Here is an 18,124-nt window from a genome sequence, read left to right on the forward strand (position 1 = left end):
CGTGTTCTCGGCTGCACCCGTCTCAAACCCGTGCGCCGGACACTGCGCCCCAGGTGGTGCGCCAACGCTTCTTCACCATGGCCAGGCCCAAAAGCCCTAGCAGGGGAAGCCCTGCGAATACGCTGAAACCTAGGGCGAAGCCGTGCTGCATCTCCCAGGACCAGCCCAAAGCCTTGGCCAGGAAAAAACCGCCCACGCCCCCGGCGCAGCCGACCAGTCCCGTGATGACGCCGATTTCCTTGCGGAAGCGCAGGGGAACCAACTGGAATACCGAGCCGTTGCCCATCCCCAAGGCCATGGTGCCGAAGAAGAAGATGGCGACGGCGAGCCAGGCGAGGGGCGGGAGTTCGAACATGCCCCAGCCAGCGACTTTGGCATTCGCGGCCTGGGTAGGCGTCGGGCCTTCCGGTAGAAAGGAAATAGCGAGATAACTCAGGGAAACGACGACGAACAGGAACTGGAGCGTGCGAATGCCGCCAACCCGGTCGGCCAGGTAGCCGCCCACGGGACGGAACATGGAGCCCGCGAACACGACGATCGCCGCCATCATGCCGGCGGCGATGCCGGAGACGTGATACCAGTTGGTGAAATAAAGGGGCAGGGCATTGCCGAGTCCGACGAAACCGCCGAAGGTGATCGAATAAAAGAACATAAACCACCAGGTGTCCGGGTCCTTCATGACCGCGCGATAGTTCGCCAGTGTGACCGGTGCGCGCTTGTCGGGAGCATCCTTGACGAGCAAGGCGTAGACGATGAGCACCAGTACCAGAGGGATCAACAGAAAACCGAACACCGCTTGCCAGCCGAAGCGCTCTGCAAGCCACGGGACGATCATTGAATCCAGCACAACGCCCATGTTGCCGGCTCCGGCAATGCCCATGACCACGCCCTGATAACGAGGTGGATACCAGCGGCTGGCTTGGGGGAGAGCCACGGCGAAACTGGCGCCGGCGATACCGAGGATAAGGCCCAGCAGCTCCGTTTCCAGCTTTGAGTGCAGGCCGAACACGAACACATAGGCCAGCCCGAGGATGACCAGCACCTGGGCCAGGATGCCGGTCAGCTTGGGGCCGATATGATCGGCCATCGAGCCGAGAACCACGCGGAAAACGGCGCCGGACAGTATGGGAATGGCCACGATGGTGAACTTTTCGCTCACCGGCAGCCCCAGGTCCTTGGTGATATACAGGGACAAGGGACCCAACATGACCCAAACCATGAAAGAGGCATCGAAATAAAGGAATGCCGACAGCAGGGTTGGCCAGTGGCCGGCTTGTCTGAATTCTTTGAAGTTCATCGTTCAAAGTCCATTCGGCTGATTTCGCGTTCATTCAATCCAACAAAAAAGGCGTCTGCGGTCACTGAAGCAGAAGGACCACAAGACGCCTTTGTCGATTCTCGACACTCCGCCGTTGGCGCACCGAGATTTACGGGTAATCAAGCAGAGAGCGTGCCATGATCTCTAGATGGCGTAAGGTATTGATTAAATTGAGACACTAAGAACTTTGCGCCGAACTGAGTCGAAGTACCGATTCTTCTTGCACCACTTTAGAAAGGTTTCTGATTTATCGTGGTGCAAAGCTATTGCTGAAAGGTTTCGGCTTTCAGTCCGCGAGACTTGATCTCCGACTTTTCTTAAATGAGCTGCACTTCAATTACGAACTGTGACGCAAAGCACAGAAAGGCAAATTTATAAGAACAAGGAGGATCGTCGACGGCAGAATCACCCACCGCTTGCCGAGGTGCGGTTTGAGTTCGGTTTTTTGAGCATGCGTCGAACAGTTTCTTACGCGACGGTCTCGGCGATTTTCAACACGGCGAGGCGCGCCGCCAAGAGCCGCAAGCTCCAGCGGCGGTGGACCGGCCAGCGCGATCAGTCGGGCTTCCTGAACGCCATCCAGCCGCCGAGGATAGATGCGTTCACTCGGCTTGGGCACCGGCGGCATGCAGACCTCGTTACACAAACGCTGTTCGTACCCGTTCCACGGTGCGAACGTGGACATCCAAAGCCTGAGCAATCCCCTCATCGGTGCGCCCAGGCTCGCTTTCGGCCTCATAGGCCTGCAACAGAATGCGGGCATGGGCCAGTTTTCGCGTTTCACTCTTGCCCATGCTGACCAACCCTTCCCATTCGCGGCGATCTTCAGCGGTCAGCGTCACCCGATAAGTTTTCGACCTCTTCGACTCCTGACCCAAGAATCCGACCAGAAGCGCGGGACCGCCTTTCCTAGGACCCGGCAATCGACGATTGATGCAGTACTAGCTCTTCCCAGCGCGCATACGCTGCCTCCACCGCTTGCTGCAATTCCGCCAGCCTGGCCTGGGTCGCTGTGATGACCTCTTTCGCCTGCTGATAGAACTCGGGACGGGAGATCGCTTCGTTCAAAGAGGCTATTTCGGCTTCGAGTGCCTCGATCTGCTGGGGTAAAGCCTCGAGTTCGCGTTGCTCTTTGTAGCTGAGCTTTCGCAGCTTTTCCTTGACCGGCTTGGGCGGAATCGGTTTTTCGACGACCGATTTCGCCGGGACGGGCTGAGGTGCCGGGCGTTGCCGCACCCAGTCGTCGTAACCGCCCACGTAATCGTTGACGATACCGTCGCCCTCGAAAACCAGCACGCTGGTAACGAGATTGTTGAGAAATGCCCGGTCGTGGCTGACGACCAGGACGGTACCGTCGTAATCGGTTAATAACTCCTCTAAGAGCTCGAGGGTGTCCGAGTCGAGGTCGTTGGTGGGTTCGTCGAGCACCAGGAGATTCGCGGGCTGGGTGAACAGCCGAGCGAGTAGTAGGCGGTTGCGTTCGCCGCCTGAAAGCGATTTCACCGGCTGGCGGGCCCGTTCGGGAGTGAACAGGAAATCCTTAAGATAGCCGATGACATGTATGTTGCGGCCGTTGACGGTCACTCGGTCGCTGCCTTGGGCGACATTGTCGACCACGGATTTTTCTTCGTCGAGCTGCGCCCGATACTGGTCAAAATAGGCGATCTGCAAGTTGGTGCCGAGGCGGATACGCCCGGCCGTCGGCTTTAGCTCGCCCAACATGAGGCGGAGCAGGGTGGTCTTACCGCAGCCGTTCGGGCCGATGATGCCGACTTTGTCGCCGCGCAAGATGGTGGTCGAGAAATCGCGCACGATTGGCTTACCGCCATAGTCGAAACAAACGTTCTCGGCTTCCACCACCAGCCGTCCCGATTTTTCCGCTTGCTGTAGGAGCATGCTAACCTGGCCGATGCGGTTCCGCCGTTCGGCGCGCTCCCGGCGCATCTCGAGCAAACGCCGCACCCGGCCCATGTTGCGTGTCCTACGCGCCTTGATGCCTTCGCGTATCCAAGCTTCTTCCTGCGCCAGTTTTTTATCGAATTCCGATTGTGCCTTCGCTTCGGCGTTCAGTTGCTCCTCCTTGCGTTTCAGATAGGTGGCGTAATCGCCCGGCCAGTCGAACAGCTTGCCCCGGTCCAGCTCGATGATCCGGGTCGCCAGTTTTTGGAGGAACATTCGATCGTGGGTGATGAAGACCAAAGTTCCGAGCCATCCGAGCAGGAAGTCCTCCAGCCAGAGAATCGCCGCGAGATCGAGGTGGTTGGTGGGCTCGTCGAGCAACAAGACATCCGGTTCGGAGATCAAAGCCCTGGCCAACAGCACCCGGCGTTTCAGTCCACCCGATAGCGAGTCAACATCACTGTCGATCGGGAGGTCGAGCTTATTCAGCAGGGTTTCGACTTTCCGGTGGAGATCCCAGCCGTCGGTGGTGTCGAGCGCATGCTGACAGCGCTCCAATTCCGCTAATGTGGCGGCATCGGGACAGGCCGCGACGCGCTGCGATACCTCGTGAAAACGACGGATCAGGTTACCGATATCGCCGAGTCCGGCCGCCACGACGTCGAATACGGCGCCAGTCGCATCGAGCGGAACTTCCTGGTCGAGCCTCGCGATGCGTACACCTTCGGCGACGACGATTTCGCCGTCATCGGGCGTCAAATCGCCGGACAAAAGCTTAAGCAACGTGGATTTCCCCGTTCCATTGCGCCCGACGAGGCAGACCCGCTCGCCTTTATCCAGGGAAAAGCTGATGCCGTCGAGCAAAGGCTGCCCGAAACGGAGGTGTATATTGCGGCAAGTAATGAGAGCCATCAGAAATTCGGGAAAGGAAAACCTAAGATTTTACGCGCAAAAGCGAGTCGCGCCGAATCCGCAGACCCGGACGAAAAATTCAAGGCGCACAGCGCCGGTCGGGAACGACGATGCGCAGATAGAGCTGGGGTCGCCCTTCCTCGAACCGGATGACTCGATCGACGATATCCTCGGCGCTGGTTTTGCCGATAGGCCCGACAACGCGGCGTTCCGTGGCGGCAGCGAGCAAGTGTACATAGGTTTCGTGAGGCCCGGATGCCAACTTCGAGTGGACCAGAACGCCGCCGATTTCCCACGGCGCCTCTCGCTCTGGCACCTTGCTGCCGGGGTTGCACATGCCCAGGAGGATCGACCCGTTCGGGTGGACGAGCGAACGTAAGGTGTGCACGAAATGCTGAAATCGATCGGGGATAGCTGCTTCAAATGCGTGCAGCGTGAAGAGCGGAACCCGGCATATCGATTCGCAGGCTTTGCGCCGGATATCACGGTCGGCATCGTTGGGGATGGCTGCCAGGGAATCAGGCGGACATTGGCGCGCCATGCACGCGGCATCTAAGGGTTGAAGCCGGCGCTCGGTGTCTGTCAATATCTTTCTGATTTCCGTAGTATCTTTTCGGGAAAGTTCATTCCAACGACTTTCCATGAAGCGGTTGAATTCCGGATTTTGGTCGGGGTTGTAGGTAAGCGTGAAAATTTCCGCGAGTCCGGGTTGAGCTTCGAAGATCCGCGTCGCCTTGACGTGGTCTCCCTCGATCGTCAAGGCGTTCTGAACGATCTGGCCATTCAGAACCGGTCCGTCGAATCCGCCATGTCCGATCAGGATCACCCGGTCGAACAGCCCCGGCTGCTGTGTCAACTTGTCGGCCTCCCGGTAGAAATCCTCCCAGACGCGGACTCCCCGCAGCCTGTGTACTTGTGCGGAAAAGCGGGTGCGATAAAAGGCTTCGATTTCCGCCGCCGGCCGTTCCGCCCAGCGCTCGCTTTCCGCAGAATCCGGATCTTTCCTCAGCAATGGAATGACCAAGATCTTGCTCGGCGTAGGTATTACGTTGAAAGTTGGCTTGCACTGCCGTTCCTCGGCAGCCGGCACCGCGAGAAATGGCAGAAAGAGCAAGATCAGCCCGGCAACGACAGTCGATGTTCGCATCAAAGCGGCGATACGATGATCCTTGTCTCGAATTCGACGCAAAAAACCGCCCTCCGTTGCCGTAAACGGAACGGAAAGACATCGGAAATCAGGCGAATCGGCGCCTCGGCAGGCGGGCGTGCTCGCTAGCGATTAACGCATGGAAATGGCCTTCTTGACCTTGGTGGGTTATGGCACGCCGCCACACCGGGCACGGAGCATGCGTCTAGGACGTGTGCTAGCGCTCATGCATCGGTTTATAAGGCCGCTGCTGCTCCCCGATATAAATTTGGCGGGGCCGGGCGATCCTCATACCGGGCTCCTCGACCATCTCCTTCCAATGAGCGATCCAGCCGGGTAGCCGTCCTAGAGCGAACATCACGGTAAACATGTTGGTCGGAATCTTCATGGCGCGATAGAGGATTCCGGAGTAAAAATCGACGTTGGGGTAAAGCTTGCGTTCGATGAAATAGGGATCGGTGAGGGCGACTTCCTCGATGCGCTTGGCGATTTCGAGGATCGGATCGTGAATCCCCAGTTTGTTGAGCACCTCGTCGCAGTGTTTCTTGATGATTTGCGCTCGGGGGTCGTAATTCTTGTAAACCCTATGTCCAAACCCCATCAGACGGAAGGGATCGTTCTTGTCCTTCGCTCGGTCGATGTATTTTTTGTAATTTCCACCATCGGCGGCGATTGCCTCGAGCATTTCGATGACCGCCTGGTTAGCGCCACCGTGCAGCGGACCCCATAGTGCGCAGATGCCGGCCGAGATAGAGGCGAAGAGATTTGCCTTGGAAGATCCAACCATCCGGACTGTCGAGGTGGAGCAATTCTGCTCGTGATCGGCATGGAGGATGAACAAGACGTCCAGTGCTTTACGCGTCACTTCGTCCGGCTCGTACAGCTTGACCGGAGTCGTGAACATCATGTGTAGGAAGTTGGATAAGTAGTCCAGTTCCGGTCGGCTATAAACGAACGCTTCACCCACCGACCGTTTGTAGGCAAAAGCCGCCAAAACGCGCACTTTGGACAGTAGACGTGTAATCGTTTGGTCCCGCTCGTGGGGCAGTTGGTCGGGTTTCAGAAGCTCCGGATGGTATACAGATAAGGAACACACCATCGCCGAAAGAATCGCCATGGGGTGGGCATGGCCGGGGTAGGACGTGAAGAAGCTCTTCATGTCCTCGTGAATCAGCGAATGAAACAGGACTTTGTCCTTGAATTTGGTATATTGCTCTGCCGTCGGCAACTCGCCGTAAATGAGCAAATAGCAGACTTCCATGAACGTGGACTTCTCGCAGAGTTCCGCGATATCGATCCCACGATAGCGAAGAATGCCTTTTTCGCCGTCGATATAGGTGATGGCGGACGTGCAGGAGCCGGTATTGGCGTAACCGGGGTCGAGCGTGATGTAGCCTGTCTCCGAATGAAGTCGGCTGATGTCTAGTCCTTTTTCGTTCTCCGTGCCGACGACGACAGGAATATCGAACCGTTTTCCGTCCAGCTCGAGCTTTGCTGTTTCTGCCATAAATCTAAAAAACTTTAAAAATTTAAGGACTGAGTTCTGGTATCTGTTTCAGTGTAACGACAACGGGTCATCCAACGCTACCCTAGGTCGACGACGATCGCTTGTCTTTCGACATCTCTATCTCATCCGGTTTCGGTCCACTTTGTTTCAAAATGTTAACATTGCACGGTTAATCAGACGCTCTGTCTTATCGCTCTGTTAAACAAATTGTTTCTTATTGATGCGTATTGCCTTGGGTATCGAGTACGACGGTCAGGCCTTTGCCGGGTGGCAGTGGCAAAAAGGAAGGCCGACCGTTCAGGCCGCCGTCGAAGCGGCTTTAAGCCGCGTTGCGGCAGAGCCGATTCGCGTCACCTGTGCCGGGCGCACGGATGCCGGGGTGCATGCGTTGGAACAAGTCGTTCATTTCGACACCAATGCGCGCCGTAAGCCGTACTCTTGGCTGATGGGAACGAATACGGCTCTTCCGGAAGAGGTGCGCGTCCTCTGGGTCCGGGAAATATCCGAGGATTTTCATGCGCGATACAGCGCGATAGCGCGATTCTACCGCTATGTCATCCTGAATCGTCCGATGAAATCGGCGCTGCTCCGGCGGCAAGTCACCTGGCACTATTACCCGCTCGACGAACGCGCCATGCAGAAGGCAGCGGAGCATCTTATCGGCGAGCACGATTTTTCGTCTTTCCGTGCTCAGGACTGCCAATCCAAGAGCCCCATGAGGCGCATGCATTTCATCCATGTGCACCGGGAAGGCGATCGCGTGATCGTCGATCTGTGCGCGAATGCCTTTTTGCATCATATGGTGCGCAATATCGTCGGGGTCCTGATGGAAATCGGATCGGGCAAACAGCATCCTGACTGGGCGAGGGAAGTCCTTGCCGCTCGAGACCGAAGATGCGGCGGTGTCACGGCGCCGGCTGACGGGTTATACTTGGGCGGTGTTTTTTACCCGGCCCATTTTGACCTGCCTCGTCATCCTATCTTTGATCACCTGCCGGCTGATGCCAGACGTTATGTGCCTTCGGAAACCGAGTGAAAATTCCGTATCCCTTCCGTAGAACTCGCGTTAAAATCTGCGGTTTCACCCGCCCGGACGACGCCGCGCTAGCCGTTCGACTGGGTGCTGACGCGATCGGCCTGGTTTTTTATCCGCCCAGTCCGAGGAATCTCGACGTTGAAACGGCTCGAAAAATCGTCGCTGCTTTGCCGCCGTTCGCTACCGTGGTTGGGCTGTTCGTCGACGAAGACGAAAGCGTCGTTCGTAGGATCTTGGAACAGGTGCGTATCGATCTGATTCAATTTCACGGCGAGGAAAGTCCGGATTACTGCCGCCGTTTCGGCAAACCTTATATTAAGGCTGTGCGAATGCGGTCTGAAACCGACCTGGCGCGGGTCGTGGACGCTTATCCGGATGCCGCGGGTTTTTTGTTGGATGCCTGGCACCCGGAAGCAAAAGGGGGAACCGGGCATCCCTTCGACTGGGATTTGATCCCGAAGGAACTCCGCCAATCGGTAATTTTGGCCGGAGGCCTCACGCCGCGTAATGTCGAGGATGCTTTGCGGGCGGTGCGGCCTTACGCTGTCGACGTTTCCAGCGGCGTAGAGGCAGACAAGGGCATCAAGGATGCCGAGAAAATGGCGGCGTTTCTAGAACAGGTACACGCGTATGACCGTAGAGCACATATCGACTGAACCCTATAACCTACCGGATGAGCGAGGACACTTCGGCCCTTACGGCGGCGTGTTCGTCGCCGAAACCTTGATGCATCCCATTCAAGAATTGCAGGACGCGTATTACCGCTACATGAAAGATCCGGCGTTTCTTGCCGAATTGGATTACGATCTCAAGCATTACGTCGGGCGTCCTTCGCCGATCTATTATGCCGAACGCCTTAGTTCGACCTTGGGTGGCGCGCAGATTTTCTTCAAGCGCGAAGATCTCAATCATACCGGCGCGCACAAAGTCAACAACACGGTCGGACAGGCACTGCTAGCCAAGCGTATGGGCAAACGCCGTGTCATCGCCGAGACGGGCGCCGGGCAGCATGGCGTCGCGACCGCCACGGTCGCCGCTCGCTTAGGAATGGAGTGCGTGGTCTACATGGGGGCGGTCGACGTCGAAAGGCAAGCCCTTAACGTGTTCCGCATGAAATTGCTGGGTGCCACCGTGGTGCCGGTCGAATCCGGCTCGAGAACCCTTAAGGACGCGCTGAACGAAGCCATGCGGGACTGGGTCACGAACGTCGACAACACCTTTTATATCATCGGCACCGTGGCCGGTCCTCATCCTTACCCGGCGATGGTCCGCGATTTTCAGGCGGTCATCGGACGTGAAGCCAAGGAGCAGATGAAAGAAATGACCGGTGGCTTGCCGGATGCACTGATTGCCTGCGTCGGCGGCGGATCGAACGCGATCGGTTTGTTTTATCCCTTCATCGACGATCGGGACGTCGCGATGTACGGTGTCGAGGCGGCGGGTGAGGGCATCGCGACCGGGCGCCACTCCGCGCCGTTGAACGCCGGCCGACCGGGCGTGTTGCACGGCAACCGCACCTATCTCATGGAGGACGAGGATGGCGAAATCATCGAAACGCACTCGATTTCGGCTGGTCTCGATTATCCGGGTGTCGGGCCGGAACATGCCTGGTTGAAAGATAGCGGCCGCGCGACCTATGTCAGCATCACCGATGACGAAGCTATGGAAGCCTTTCACACGCTGACCCGGATCGAAGGCATCATCCCGGCGTTGGAATCCAGCCATGCCGTAGCGTACGCCCTGAAGCTCGCCCCTACCATGAGCAAGGATCAAAAGATCCTGGTCAATTTGTCGGGACGCGGGGACAAAGACATCAACACCGTAGCAAGGCGCGAAGGAATTACCCTGTGAGCCGTTTGACCGCTAAGTTTCAGGCTTTAAAGCAAGCCCACCGAAAAGCTCTCATCCCTTTCATCACCGCGGGCGACCCCGAGCCGGATTTTACCGTCCCGGCAATGCACGCCATGGTGGAAGCCGGTGCCGACATCATCGAACTGGGTGTGCCTTTTTCCGATCCCATGGCCGACGGCCCCGTCATCCAAAAGGCCAGCGAACGCGCTCTGGCACACCGAATGAGCCTTCGCCGAGTGCTGGACATGGTGGAACGGTTCCGTTCGACCGATAGCGAGACTCCCATCGTGCTCATGGGTTATCTGAACCCGGTCGAGTGTATGGGCTACCCTGCGTTCGTGGAAAGGGCAAAAAGCGCCGGCGTCGACGGGGTCCTGACCGTGGACATGCCGCCCGAAGAATCGTCCGAGCTAGTGTCGCTTCTCGAGCAAGCCGGCATCGATCCGATCTTTCTGCTCGCACCCAATAGCACCGACGAGCGGATACGGAAAATGGGCCAGCTGGGTCGAGGCTATTTATATTATGTGTCTCTGAAAGGCGTGACCGGCGCCTCGCATTTGGATCTGAGCGATGTCGAGCGTAAGCTTTCGGAAATCCGCGCTTTGGTCGACTTGCCTCTGGGCGTCGGATTCGGGGTCAAGAACGCTGAGGTCGCGGCCGCAATTTCGAAATTCGCTGACGCGGTAGTGGTAGGCAGTGCGTTGGTCGAGAAGATCGAAGTCGCGCAAGGCGATACCGACCGGGCGCTCACAGCTATCGTCGAACTGTTGAAATCCATGCGTGCCGCAATGGACGCATCATCTTAGCGAGAGAGATGACTTTGAGCTGGTTTCATAAATTAGTTCCGTCGAAGATTCGCACCGAAGCGTCCAGCAAGAGCGCGATACCGGAAGGATTGTGGAGCAAGTGTCCGGCCTGCAATGCCATTCTGTACCGGTCGGAGGTCGAGAGGAATCTGGAGGTTTGTCCGAAATGCAATCATCACATGCGCATCAGCGGACGCAAGCGCTTGCATTTGTTTCTCGATCCCGGCAATCGCCAGGAAATCGGAGAAGGGCTCACGCCGGTCGATCCGCTCAAATTCAAAGACAGCAAGAAATACAAGGACCGTTTAGCGCAGGCGCAAAAAGCGACCGGCGAAAAGGATGCGCTGATCGTTGTGGCCGGACAGCTCTTCGGGAGGCCCTTGGTGGCTGCCGCGTTCAATTTCGACTTCATGGGCGGTTCCATGGGCTCGGTCGTAGGGGAGCGCTTTGTGCGGGGCGTCAATCACTGCCTCGAACATAGGATTCCACTCGTCGTTTTCAGCGCCAGCGGCGGTGCCCGCATGCAGGAGTCGCTGTTATCCTTGTTCCAAATGGCTAAGACCGCCGCCGCCTTGGCGAGGCTGGCCGACGCCGGCATTCCTTTCATTTCCGTCATGACCGATCCGACGATGGGAGGGGTATCCGCTAGCTTGGCCATGCTCGGCGACATCAATATCGGTGAACCTGGCGCTTTGATCGGATTCGCAGGGCCGCGCGTCATCGAACAGACCGTTCGCGAAAAGCTGCCGGAGGGCTTCCAGCGAAGCGAATTCTTGCTCAAACATGGTGCTCTCGACATGATCGTCGATCGCCGTGAAATGCGAGAGAAAATCGCGTCGTTGCTGTCGATCTTGTTTGCCGAAAAGCCAACCACCGCCGGCGTTGAGCCGAGTATCGCCGAGAAACGCGCCGAAAGACCCGAAACGCTTGCCGCAGCCTATACCTCGCTTTCCGCGGAAGAGCTCACGGGCAACGAATAGTTCATGCGTTTCAAGACGCTGGCTGACTGGCTGGCATGGCAGGAAGCCTTACACCCGAAGTCGATCGACCTCGGCCTATTCCGCGTCAAGAAGGTCTATGAACGGCTTGGTCGCCGGGGGCCGATGCCGTATACCATCACCGTAGGCGGTACCAACGGCAAAGGCTCATGCGTCGCGATGCTGGATGCCATTTTACGCCGGCAGGGCTATCGGGTAGGCACGTATACGTCCCCACATCTGCTCCGCTATAACGAGCGAATCTGCATCGACGGAGAGCCGGTCGGCGACGACCCAATCTGCGATGCCTTCGAGCGGATAGACCGGGTGCGCGACGACACCACGCTCAGTTTTTTTGAATTCGGTACTTTGGCTGCACTCGATATCTTCGCCGCCGCCGATCTGGACGTGCAAGTACTGGAAGTCGGTTTGGGGGGGCGCTTGGACGCCGTCAATATCGTCGATGCGAACGCGGCCCTAATTGCGAGCATCGACCTGGACCACCAGGATTGGCTGGGCGATACCCGCACCGCGATCGGACTCGAGAAGGCGGGAATCTTCCGCCCCGGCAAACCGGCGGTTATCGGGGATATCGATGTGCCGGCCGCGGTCGTCCAGTATGCCGAGGAACACGGCGTGCCTCTTTCATGGTTGGGGCGGGATTTTACGTATGAAATGCTGGGCGGCGGCTGGAACTGGATAGGTCGTGACGCTCGCCTAGACAATCTGCCGCTTCCGGCGCTTCAAGGCGTTCATCAAATGATGAACGCGTCCGCTGTATTGGAAACCCTGCATCGGATAGAGCATGATGTGCCCGTATCGGCAGTGTCCATTCGGGACGGATTGAAAAACGTCAGTTTGGCCGGGCGGTTCCAGTACATACCCGGGAGCGTTCCGGTATTATTGGACGTGGCGCACAATCCCCAGGCCGTTAAGGTATTGGCGGACTACTTGCGCTCGCGGTTCGAGGGGAAAACCATACACGCGGTTTTCGCCGTCATGCGCGACAAGGATATTTCCGGAATCGTCAATAACATCAAAGACTTGATCCAGGATTGGTATTTGGCCCCTCTGCAAATGTCGCGGGCAGCGACTGCCGAACAACTCCTGGCCGTTTTTGACAGTTTTGGCGTTTCCGCCGTCCGTGCAGGGTTTGCCGACGCTGCGGCGGCATTCGACGCCGCCAAACGTGACGCAGCGACCGATCACCTCGTGTTGGTTTTCGGCTCCTTCTTTTTGGTTTCCGAGTATTTGGCTCACATGAGCTGAGTCCGAGGTGTTCATGGATCAGCAACTCAAACAACGCCTGATCGGCGCGACGATCATCGTTTCCTTGGTGGTTATTTTTGTACCGATGCTGTTCGAAGACCGGCAGGGCGATCAATACGCGGCCGGCACCGGCGATATTCCGGATCTTCCCAAGGAGGTTGAAACTAAATCGATCGAACTGCCGAAAACTGCAGCGGAGGCAGCGCCTTCGTCCGGGGAAGAGCACGTCAGCTCGGGTTATCGGATCATTCCGTTGACCGATGAGGATCCGGAAGGCGCGGGAAGCGATTCTCCGGAGCTGGGCACTTCGTCGAACGAGCTGCGGGATTCGGTGGCGCGCGGCAGTTCGACGGATGCCGACAACGATGTGTCCGCAAGCCTTGGCGACGGGCAAACGAATCCGGCTCCATCGGACGACGCACGGGCTGTGAGTACCGAGACCCCGGCAAAAGCCACAGCGTCCGGGAAGCCAAAACCGACTTCTAGTAGTAAAGCCAAATCCGATCGCCCGTCGCTCACGGCAAAGAGGAGCGAAGATATCGTGGCCGATTCCCTTGCTACCCCGGAGCAGCCGGCAGCGGCGCCCAAGACGAAGCCGAAAGCAGCGCTAACCAAACCGGTCGAAAAAGTATCGAAGAAACCGGAGACGGAAAAGGCGTCTCGTTCTAACCCGAACGTGAAATTGGCTTCTCCTTCGGTTAGCTCACAAAAGCCGACGCAGACCAAGTCCACCGCCGATGCTTCGAAGGTCGCCCGATCCGAATCGGTTGCGAAAGCGCCGGAATCTGTATCGGCGTCACCCGCAACTGGAAGCGAAGCCAAGCTTAATGCTCCGGATACAGCGGACGATCTTGCCGCCTGGGTCGTTCAGACCGGCAGTTTCACGGCTGAAGGCAACGCGCGTGCGCTTGCCGAAAAGCTGAGAAAGTCGAACTTTCCGGCGTTTGTCGAAGTCGTTAGCAACTCCGGGACTTCCATCTACCGTGTCCAGGTCGGACCGGAGTTGAGCCGGACGCGGGCGGAGCAGGTGCAGAAACAGATTGAGAATACAGTCGGCATCAAAGGTATCGTGATCCCGCATCCTTGATGGAGAGATGGCGGAATAGGGCACTGGGCGATGTTCCCATCCACGTTCATGCCGTCGGCGTCGGTGCAATATGTCTAATTTGATTTGGGTCGATTATTGTATTGTCGGTATCATCGGCCTATCGGCTCTGATCGGGTTGCTGCGCGGCTTTATTCGCGAAGTCTTTTCCCTTTGTGCCTGGATCCTGGCCGCTTGGATCGGCTGGCGATTCAGCCACGAATTTTCGGCTTATCTCGATCCGCTGATTTCGGTTCCTTCCGCTCGAATGGCCGCATCGTTCGGGATCCTCTTTCTCGCCAGTTTGATACTGGCCAGTTTGATTGCCTTTTTGTTGCACAAGCTGGTGCATAGTACCGGCTTGACCGGGACGGACCGGCTTGCGGGAATGGTGTTCGGGATCGGCCGCGGGGTCGTCGTCATCGTCGTTCTGGTTCTTCTTGCCGGGGTGACTCCTCTGCCGGCCGATCCGTGGTGGAAAGAGTCTGCCCTAATTCCGCCGTTTCAGTCTTTGGCGTTGTGGTTGCGAGACCAGCTTCCATCGGACGTCGGCAACTACGTCAAATTTCGGTGATTTTCCGTTGTGGAGTGAGTTGATCTATGTGTGGTATTGCCGGCATCGTTTCCAATCACGAAGTCAATCAGGAGCTTTACGAAGCTCTGACCGTGTTGCAACATCGGGGACAGGATGCCGCGGGCATCGTTACATGCGAGCGCGATCGTTTCAACCTGCGTAAGAACAGTGGCTTGGTCAGGGATGTGTTTCATACTCGGCACATGCTGAATCTCAGGGGAAAAATGGGCATCGCCCATGTCCGTTATCCCACAGCGGGTTGCACCAGCTCGGCCGAAGCCCAGCCTTTCTATGTCAATTCCCCTTACGGCATCAGTCTGGCGCACAACGGCAATTTGACCAATGCCGAGGTACTGAAGGAAGAGTTGTTCGCGCAAGACCAGCGGCACATCAACACCGATTCCGATTCGGAAGTCCTTCTGAATGTTTTTGCCCACGAACTGCAGGAGCTGGGAAAGCTTCGGATCAGCCCGGAAGACGTGTTCAGGGCCGTAGCGGGCGTCCATCAGCGCTGCCGTGGCGCTTACTCGGTCGTCGCAATGATCACGGGGTTTGGCATCATCGGGTTCCGGGATCCTTACGGTATTCGGCCTCTGGTCTTCGGCGAACGCGAGACCGCGGCGGGCACCGACTATATGATCGCATCCGAGAGTGTTGCGCTGGACGTCTTGGGGTTCAAACTCATTAGGGATGTGCAGCCCGGGGAAGCTGTGATCATCGAAAAGAACGGAAGGCTGCATACGCGTCAATGCGCCGAAACTGTGCTTCACTCGCCGTGCATTTTTGAGTTCGTGTATTTTGCGCGCCCCGATTCGATCATAGACAACATCTCTGTTTATAAAGCCCGGCTTCGCATGGGCGATAAATTGGCGGAGAAAATCCTACGGCTGCGTCCCGATCACGATATCGACGTCGTGATTCCTATTCCGGACACGAGCCGCACATCGGCATTGCAACTCGCGAACCGGCTGGGGGTGAAATACCGGGAAGGTTTCATCAAGAATCGCTACATTGGTCGAACTTTCATCATGCCGGGCCAGCAGCTTCGCAAAAAATCGGTCAGGCAGAAACTGAACGCCATAGACCTGGAATTCAAGGACAAGAATGTCCTGCTGGTCGACGACTCCATCGTCCGAGGCACGACCTCTATGCAAATCATCCAGATGGCACGCGACGCTGGAGCGCGGAAAGTCTACTTCGCCTCCGCTTCGCCGCCGGTGCGCTATCCTAATGTGTATGGCATCGACATGCCTGCTGCGAATGAATTGATTGCCCATGGACGTAGTGAGCAGGAGGTACAGGAAGAGCTTGGCGCGGATTGGTTGATTTACCAGGATTTGAACGATTTGATCGAGGCCGTGCAGAAAGGAAATCCATCCATCAGTCGGTTCGACACGTCTTGTTTCGATGGTGATTACGTGACCGGCGACATCGATCAGGACTATCTGGACCGCCTCAGCAAGCACCGTAACGATCAGGCCAAGGCTAGGCGTTCGTTCGAAGGTTCGATCATCGAGTTATACAACGCCGGCTAGTTTCGAGGCTTAATCAGGGCAAACAGCATGGCCGATTCTCTAGATTCCCTCCAATCTGCTCACGGAAATTGCGGATATTCATCGCATTCGAACGACGGCCAGGCAAAATAAAAGAGAGTCGACAGATAGCCAATAACGAATTCCGCACGCCTGAGCAGCAAAATCCTTTGGGTTTGGGTGCGGATATTGCTATTCAATTGACTACGAAAAACCTGGTCGGGCAGTGCAGGTTCGTTGGGGGCGCTGGCATCGTCCAGCGGAGGTTGCTGGAAAAAATTCCTCTTTTTCTGAGAACGGGCTGGCCTTCCGTGAGTCGTTTAATGCCTGGGTAGTTGTCAAGGGCTTGGAGATCTATCGCTACGAATGCCGACCCATAGCAAGAACACCTTGTATCTAGCACAGTGGCTGGAATCCCAATCTTGGGCGACGCGAGTCTGTGATCCTAGGCTGCCGTCCCAACCCCAGCGCGAGCCGGCTTCGTGGCAATGGTCCGCTGGCGGCGGCATGAAGAACTTTGAGGGCGAGTGCGAACGGAAAGGGGCTCGGACGCTGACCGACGCCACCCGTCTGTGGTCGATCACCGCCAACTCCGGACATATAAGTATTCTCCGTCCCGCAACTACGACTCACGGTCGTTTAAGCGAGCACAAACACGCGGCGGTTGATATCAACGAGGTTTGATTCGCGTGGTGGTGGGACTGGAAAGTACCGAATATATCAAGCGCGATTGCTGTCACGTGACGTCGAACGGCTCGCGTCGACGTCCGAGAGCGAGATTTCTTAACAAAAAGGAAGAGCCATGAAAGTCACTGTATTCGGTTCGGGTTATGTTGGCCTCGTTACCGGAGCCTGTTTGGCCGAGGTGGGCAACGAGGTGGTTTGTGTAGATGTAGACGAGGGGAAAATCGCCCGCCTCAATCAAGGCGAGGTTCCGATCTACGAGCCCGGCCTCGACAGCATTATCGAGCGAAACATGGCGGCGAAACGTCTGCATTTCACCACCGATGTGGATTTGGCGGTGCAGCACGGGCTATTCCAGTTCATTGCTGTGGGGACGCCTCCGGACGAGGACGGGGCAGCCGACCTGCAATATGTCCTTGCCGTTGCGCGCAGCATCGGCGAACGCATGGAGGACTACCGCATCATCGTCAACAAATCGACGGTGCCCGTCGGGACGGCGGACAAAGTACGTCAGGCGATCAGCACGGTACTCAATGACCGGCAGAAATCGTGCGAGTTCGATGTGGTTTCGAACCCGGAATTCCTGAAAGAGGGTGCGGCCATCGAAGATTTCATGAAACCGGATCGCATCGTAGTAGGCACCGACAATCCACGAACCACCGAACTCTTACGGGTTTTATACGCGCCTTTTAACCGTAACCACGACCGTCTGATTTGTATGGATATTCGCTCGGCCGAACTCACCAAGTACGCGGCCAATGCGATGTTGGCTACAAAAATCAGCTTTATGAACGAATTGGCGAATCTCGCCGAACGCTTGGGTGCGGATATCGAGCGGGTACGGGTAGGCATCGGTTCCGATCCCCGAATTGGTTATCACTTCATTTATCCCGGCTGCGGATACGGTGGCTCGTGTTTCCCGAAAGACGTGAAGGCTCTTGAGCGCACCGCGCGTGAGGTCGGGTACCAAGCTCAGTTGCTGAAGGCGGTCGAGGACGTCAATGACCGGCAGAAGTTAAGACTCTACGAAAAGATTAACGCGTATTTCAAAGGCGATCTGAAAGGTAAAACCTTTGCTCTCTGGGGGCTCGCATTCAAGCCGAACACTGACGACATGCGCGAGGCTTCGAGTCGGGTGATCATGGAGGCTCTTTGGGAAGCAGGAGCTAAAGTACAAGCATTCGACCCAGTCGCAACCCACGAAGCTGCCCGATTGTACGGACACCGGTCCGACTTCGTGCTCTGCGATAGTACCGAAGCCACGCTGAAAGGTGCCGACGGCTTAATTATCGTCACGGAATGGAACGTATTCCGCAGCCCCGATTTCGACATGATCAAGTCCGAACTGTCGCACCCGGTCATTTTCGACGGCCGCAATCTTTACGATCCGGCTAGGATGAAAATGCTGGGATTCGATTATTTCGGCATCGGCCGAGGCGCGTCCTTGGCCTGATGTAAGTAGCGAGAGACGGGCTTTCGGCACGGCCCGTCCTCTTGCCGCCGTCTATCCGGCCCGTAACGACTGTAA

16 protein-coding genes are annotated in these 18,124 nt (G+C 56.9%); 11 read left to right on the plus strand and 5 right to left on the minus strand.

Features of this window, described 5'->3' with window-relative positions; translation table 11 throughout:
• Positions 1-22 precede the first annotated feature (22 nt).
• From QEN43_RS02325 to QEN43_RS02345, 5 genes are all read right to left on the minus strand, one after another.
• Complete coding sequence (locus QEN43_RS02325) at positions 23-1,297, minus strand: nitrate/nitrite transporter (protein ID WP_026610662.1); 1,275 nt, start codon at positions 1,295-1,297, stop codon at positions 23-25.
• Positions 1,298-1,956: 659 nt separating this feature from the next.
• Positions 1,957-2,160, minus strand: a complete 204-nt coding sequence (locus QEN43_RS02330; RefSeq protein WP_156912788.1) for a helix-turn-helix domain-containing protein — start codon at positions 2,158-2,160, stop codon at positions 1,957-1,959.
• 67 nt (positions 2,161-2,227) lie between these two features.
• Positions 2,228-4,129 carry an ATP-binding cassette domain-containing protein gene (locus tag QEN43_RS02335; protein ID WP_026610663.1) on the minus strand — a complete coding sequence of 634 codons (1,902 nt, stop codon included), beginning with the start codon at positions 4,127-4,129 and terminating at the stop codon, positions 2,228-2,230.
• 79 nt (positions 4,130-4,208) lie between these two features.
• A complete protein-coding gene (locus tag QEN43_RS02340) occupies positions 4,209-5,276 on the minus strand; it encodes a hypothetical protein (protein WP_051331763.1) in 1,068 nt (355 codons plus the stop codon).
• 217 nt (positions 5,277-5,493) lie between these two features.
• Complete coding sequence (locus QEN43_RS02345) at positions 5,494-6,783, minus strand: citrate synthase (RefSeq protein WP_026610664.1); 1,290 nt, start codon at positions 6,781-6,783, stop codon at positions 5,494-5,496.
• A 220-nt stretch (positions 6,784-7,003) separates the two neighbouring features.
• On the opposite strand from QEN43_RS02345, the gene truA reads away from it, so the two are divergent.
• From truA to QEN43_RS02395, 11 genes are all read left to right on the plus strand, one after another.
• Complete coding sequence (truA, locus tag QEN43_RS02350; protein ID WP_026610665.1) at positions 7,004-7,819, plus strand: tRNA pseudouridine(38-40) synthase TruA; 816 nt, start codon at positions 7,004-7,006, stop codon at positions 7,817-7,819.
• A complete protein-coding gene (locus tag QEN43_RS02355) occupies positions 7,816-8,475 on the plus strand; it encodes a phosphoribosylanthranilate isomerase (RefSeq protein WP_026610666.1) in 660 nt (219 codons plus the stop codon). The genes truA and QEN43_RS02355 overlap by 4 nt, the downstream gene beginning before the upstream one ends.
• On the plus strand, positions 8,450-9,670 hold the full coding sequence (gene trpB, locus QEN43_RS02360) for a tryptophan synthase subunit beta (protein WP_036268961.1): 1,221 nt from the start codon (positions 8,450-8,452) through the stop codon (positions 9,668-9,670). Before QEN43_RS02355 ends, trpB begins: the two co-directional genes overlap by 26 nt.
• Positions 9,667-10,476, plus strand: a complete 810-nt coding sequence (trpA, locus tag QEN43_RS02365; protein ID WP_026610668.1) for a tryptophan synthase subunit alpha — start codon at positions 9,667-9,669, stop codon at positions 10,474-10,476. The genes trpB and trpA overlap by 4 nt, the downstream gene beginning before the upstream one ends.
• Before the next feature lie 8 nt (positions 10,477-10,484).
• Positions 10,485-11,456, plus strand: a complete 972-nt coding sequence (gene accD / locus QEN43_RS02370) for an acetyl-CoA carboxylase, carboxyltransferase subunit beta (RefSeq protein ID WP_084162121.1) — start codon at positions 10,485-10,487, stop codon at positions 11,454-11,456.
• A 3-nt stretch (positions 11,457-11,459) separates the two neighbouring features.
• The gene (gene folC, locus QEN43_RS02375; protein WP_026610669.1) at positions 11,460-12,722 is read left to right on the plus strand and encodes a bifunctional tetrahydrofolate synthase/dihydrofolate synthase; all 1,263 of its coding nucleotides are present in this window, start codon (positions 11,460-11,462) and stop codon (positions 12,720-12,722) included.
• A 13-nt stretch (positions 12,723-12,735) separates the two neighbouring features.
• On the plus strand, positions 12,736-13,809 hold the full coding sequence (locus tag QEN43_RS02380; RefSeq protein ID WP_026610670.1) for an SPOR domain-containing protein: 1,074 nt from the start codon (positions 12,736-12,738) through the stop codon (positions 13,807-13,809).
• Positions 13,810-13,879: 70 nt separating this feature from the next.
• On the plus strand, positions 13,880-14,380 hold the full coding sequence (locus tag QEN43_RS02385; protein ID WP_051331764.1) for a CvpA family protein: 501 nt from the start codon (positions 13,880-13,882) through the stop codon (positions 14,378-14,380).
• A 26-nt stretch (positions 14,381-14,406) separates the two neighbouring features.
• Entirely contained in the window at positions 14,407-15,915 is a 1,509-nt protein-coding gene (gene purF, locus QEN43_RS02390; protein WP_026610672.1) for an amidophosphoribosyltransferase, read from the plus strand.
• A gap of 324 nt (positions 15,916-16,239) precedes the next feature.
• Positions 16,240-16,596 carry a PLP-dependent transferase gene (locus QEN43_RS21630; protein WP_396662837.1) on the plus strand — a complete coding sequence of 119 codons (357 nt, stop codon included), beginning with the start codon at positions 16,240-16,242 and terminating at the stop codon, positions 16,594-16,596.
• Positions 16,597-16,714: 118 nt separating this feature from the next.
• On the plus strand, positions 16,715-18,049 hold the full coding sequence (locus QEN43_RS02395) for a UDP-glucose dehydrogenase family protein (protein WP_026610674.1): 1,335 nt from the start codon (positions 16,715-16,717) through the stop codon (positions 18,047-18,049).
• Positions 18,050-18,124: the final 75 nt, after the last annotated feature.

It is taken from the genome of Methylocaldum szegediense (assembly GCF_949769195.1).
Lineage (GTDB): Bacteria > Pseudomonadota > Gammaproteobacteria > Methylococcales > Methylococcaceae > Methylocaldum > Methylocaldum szegediense.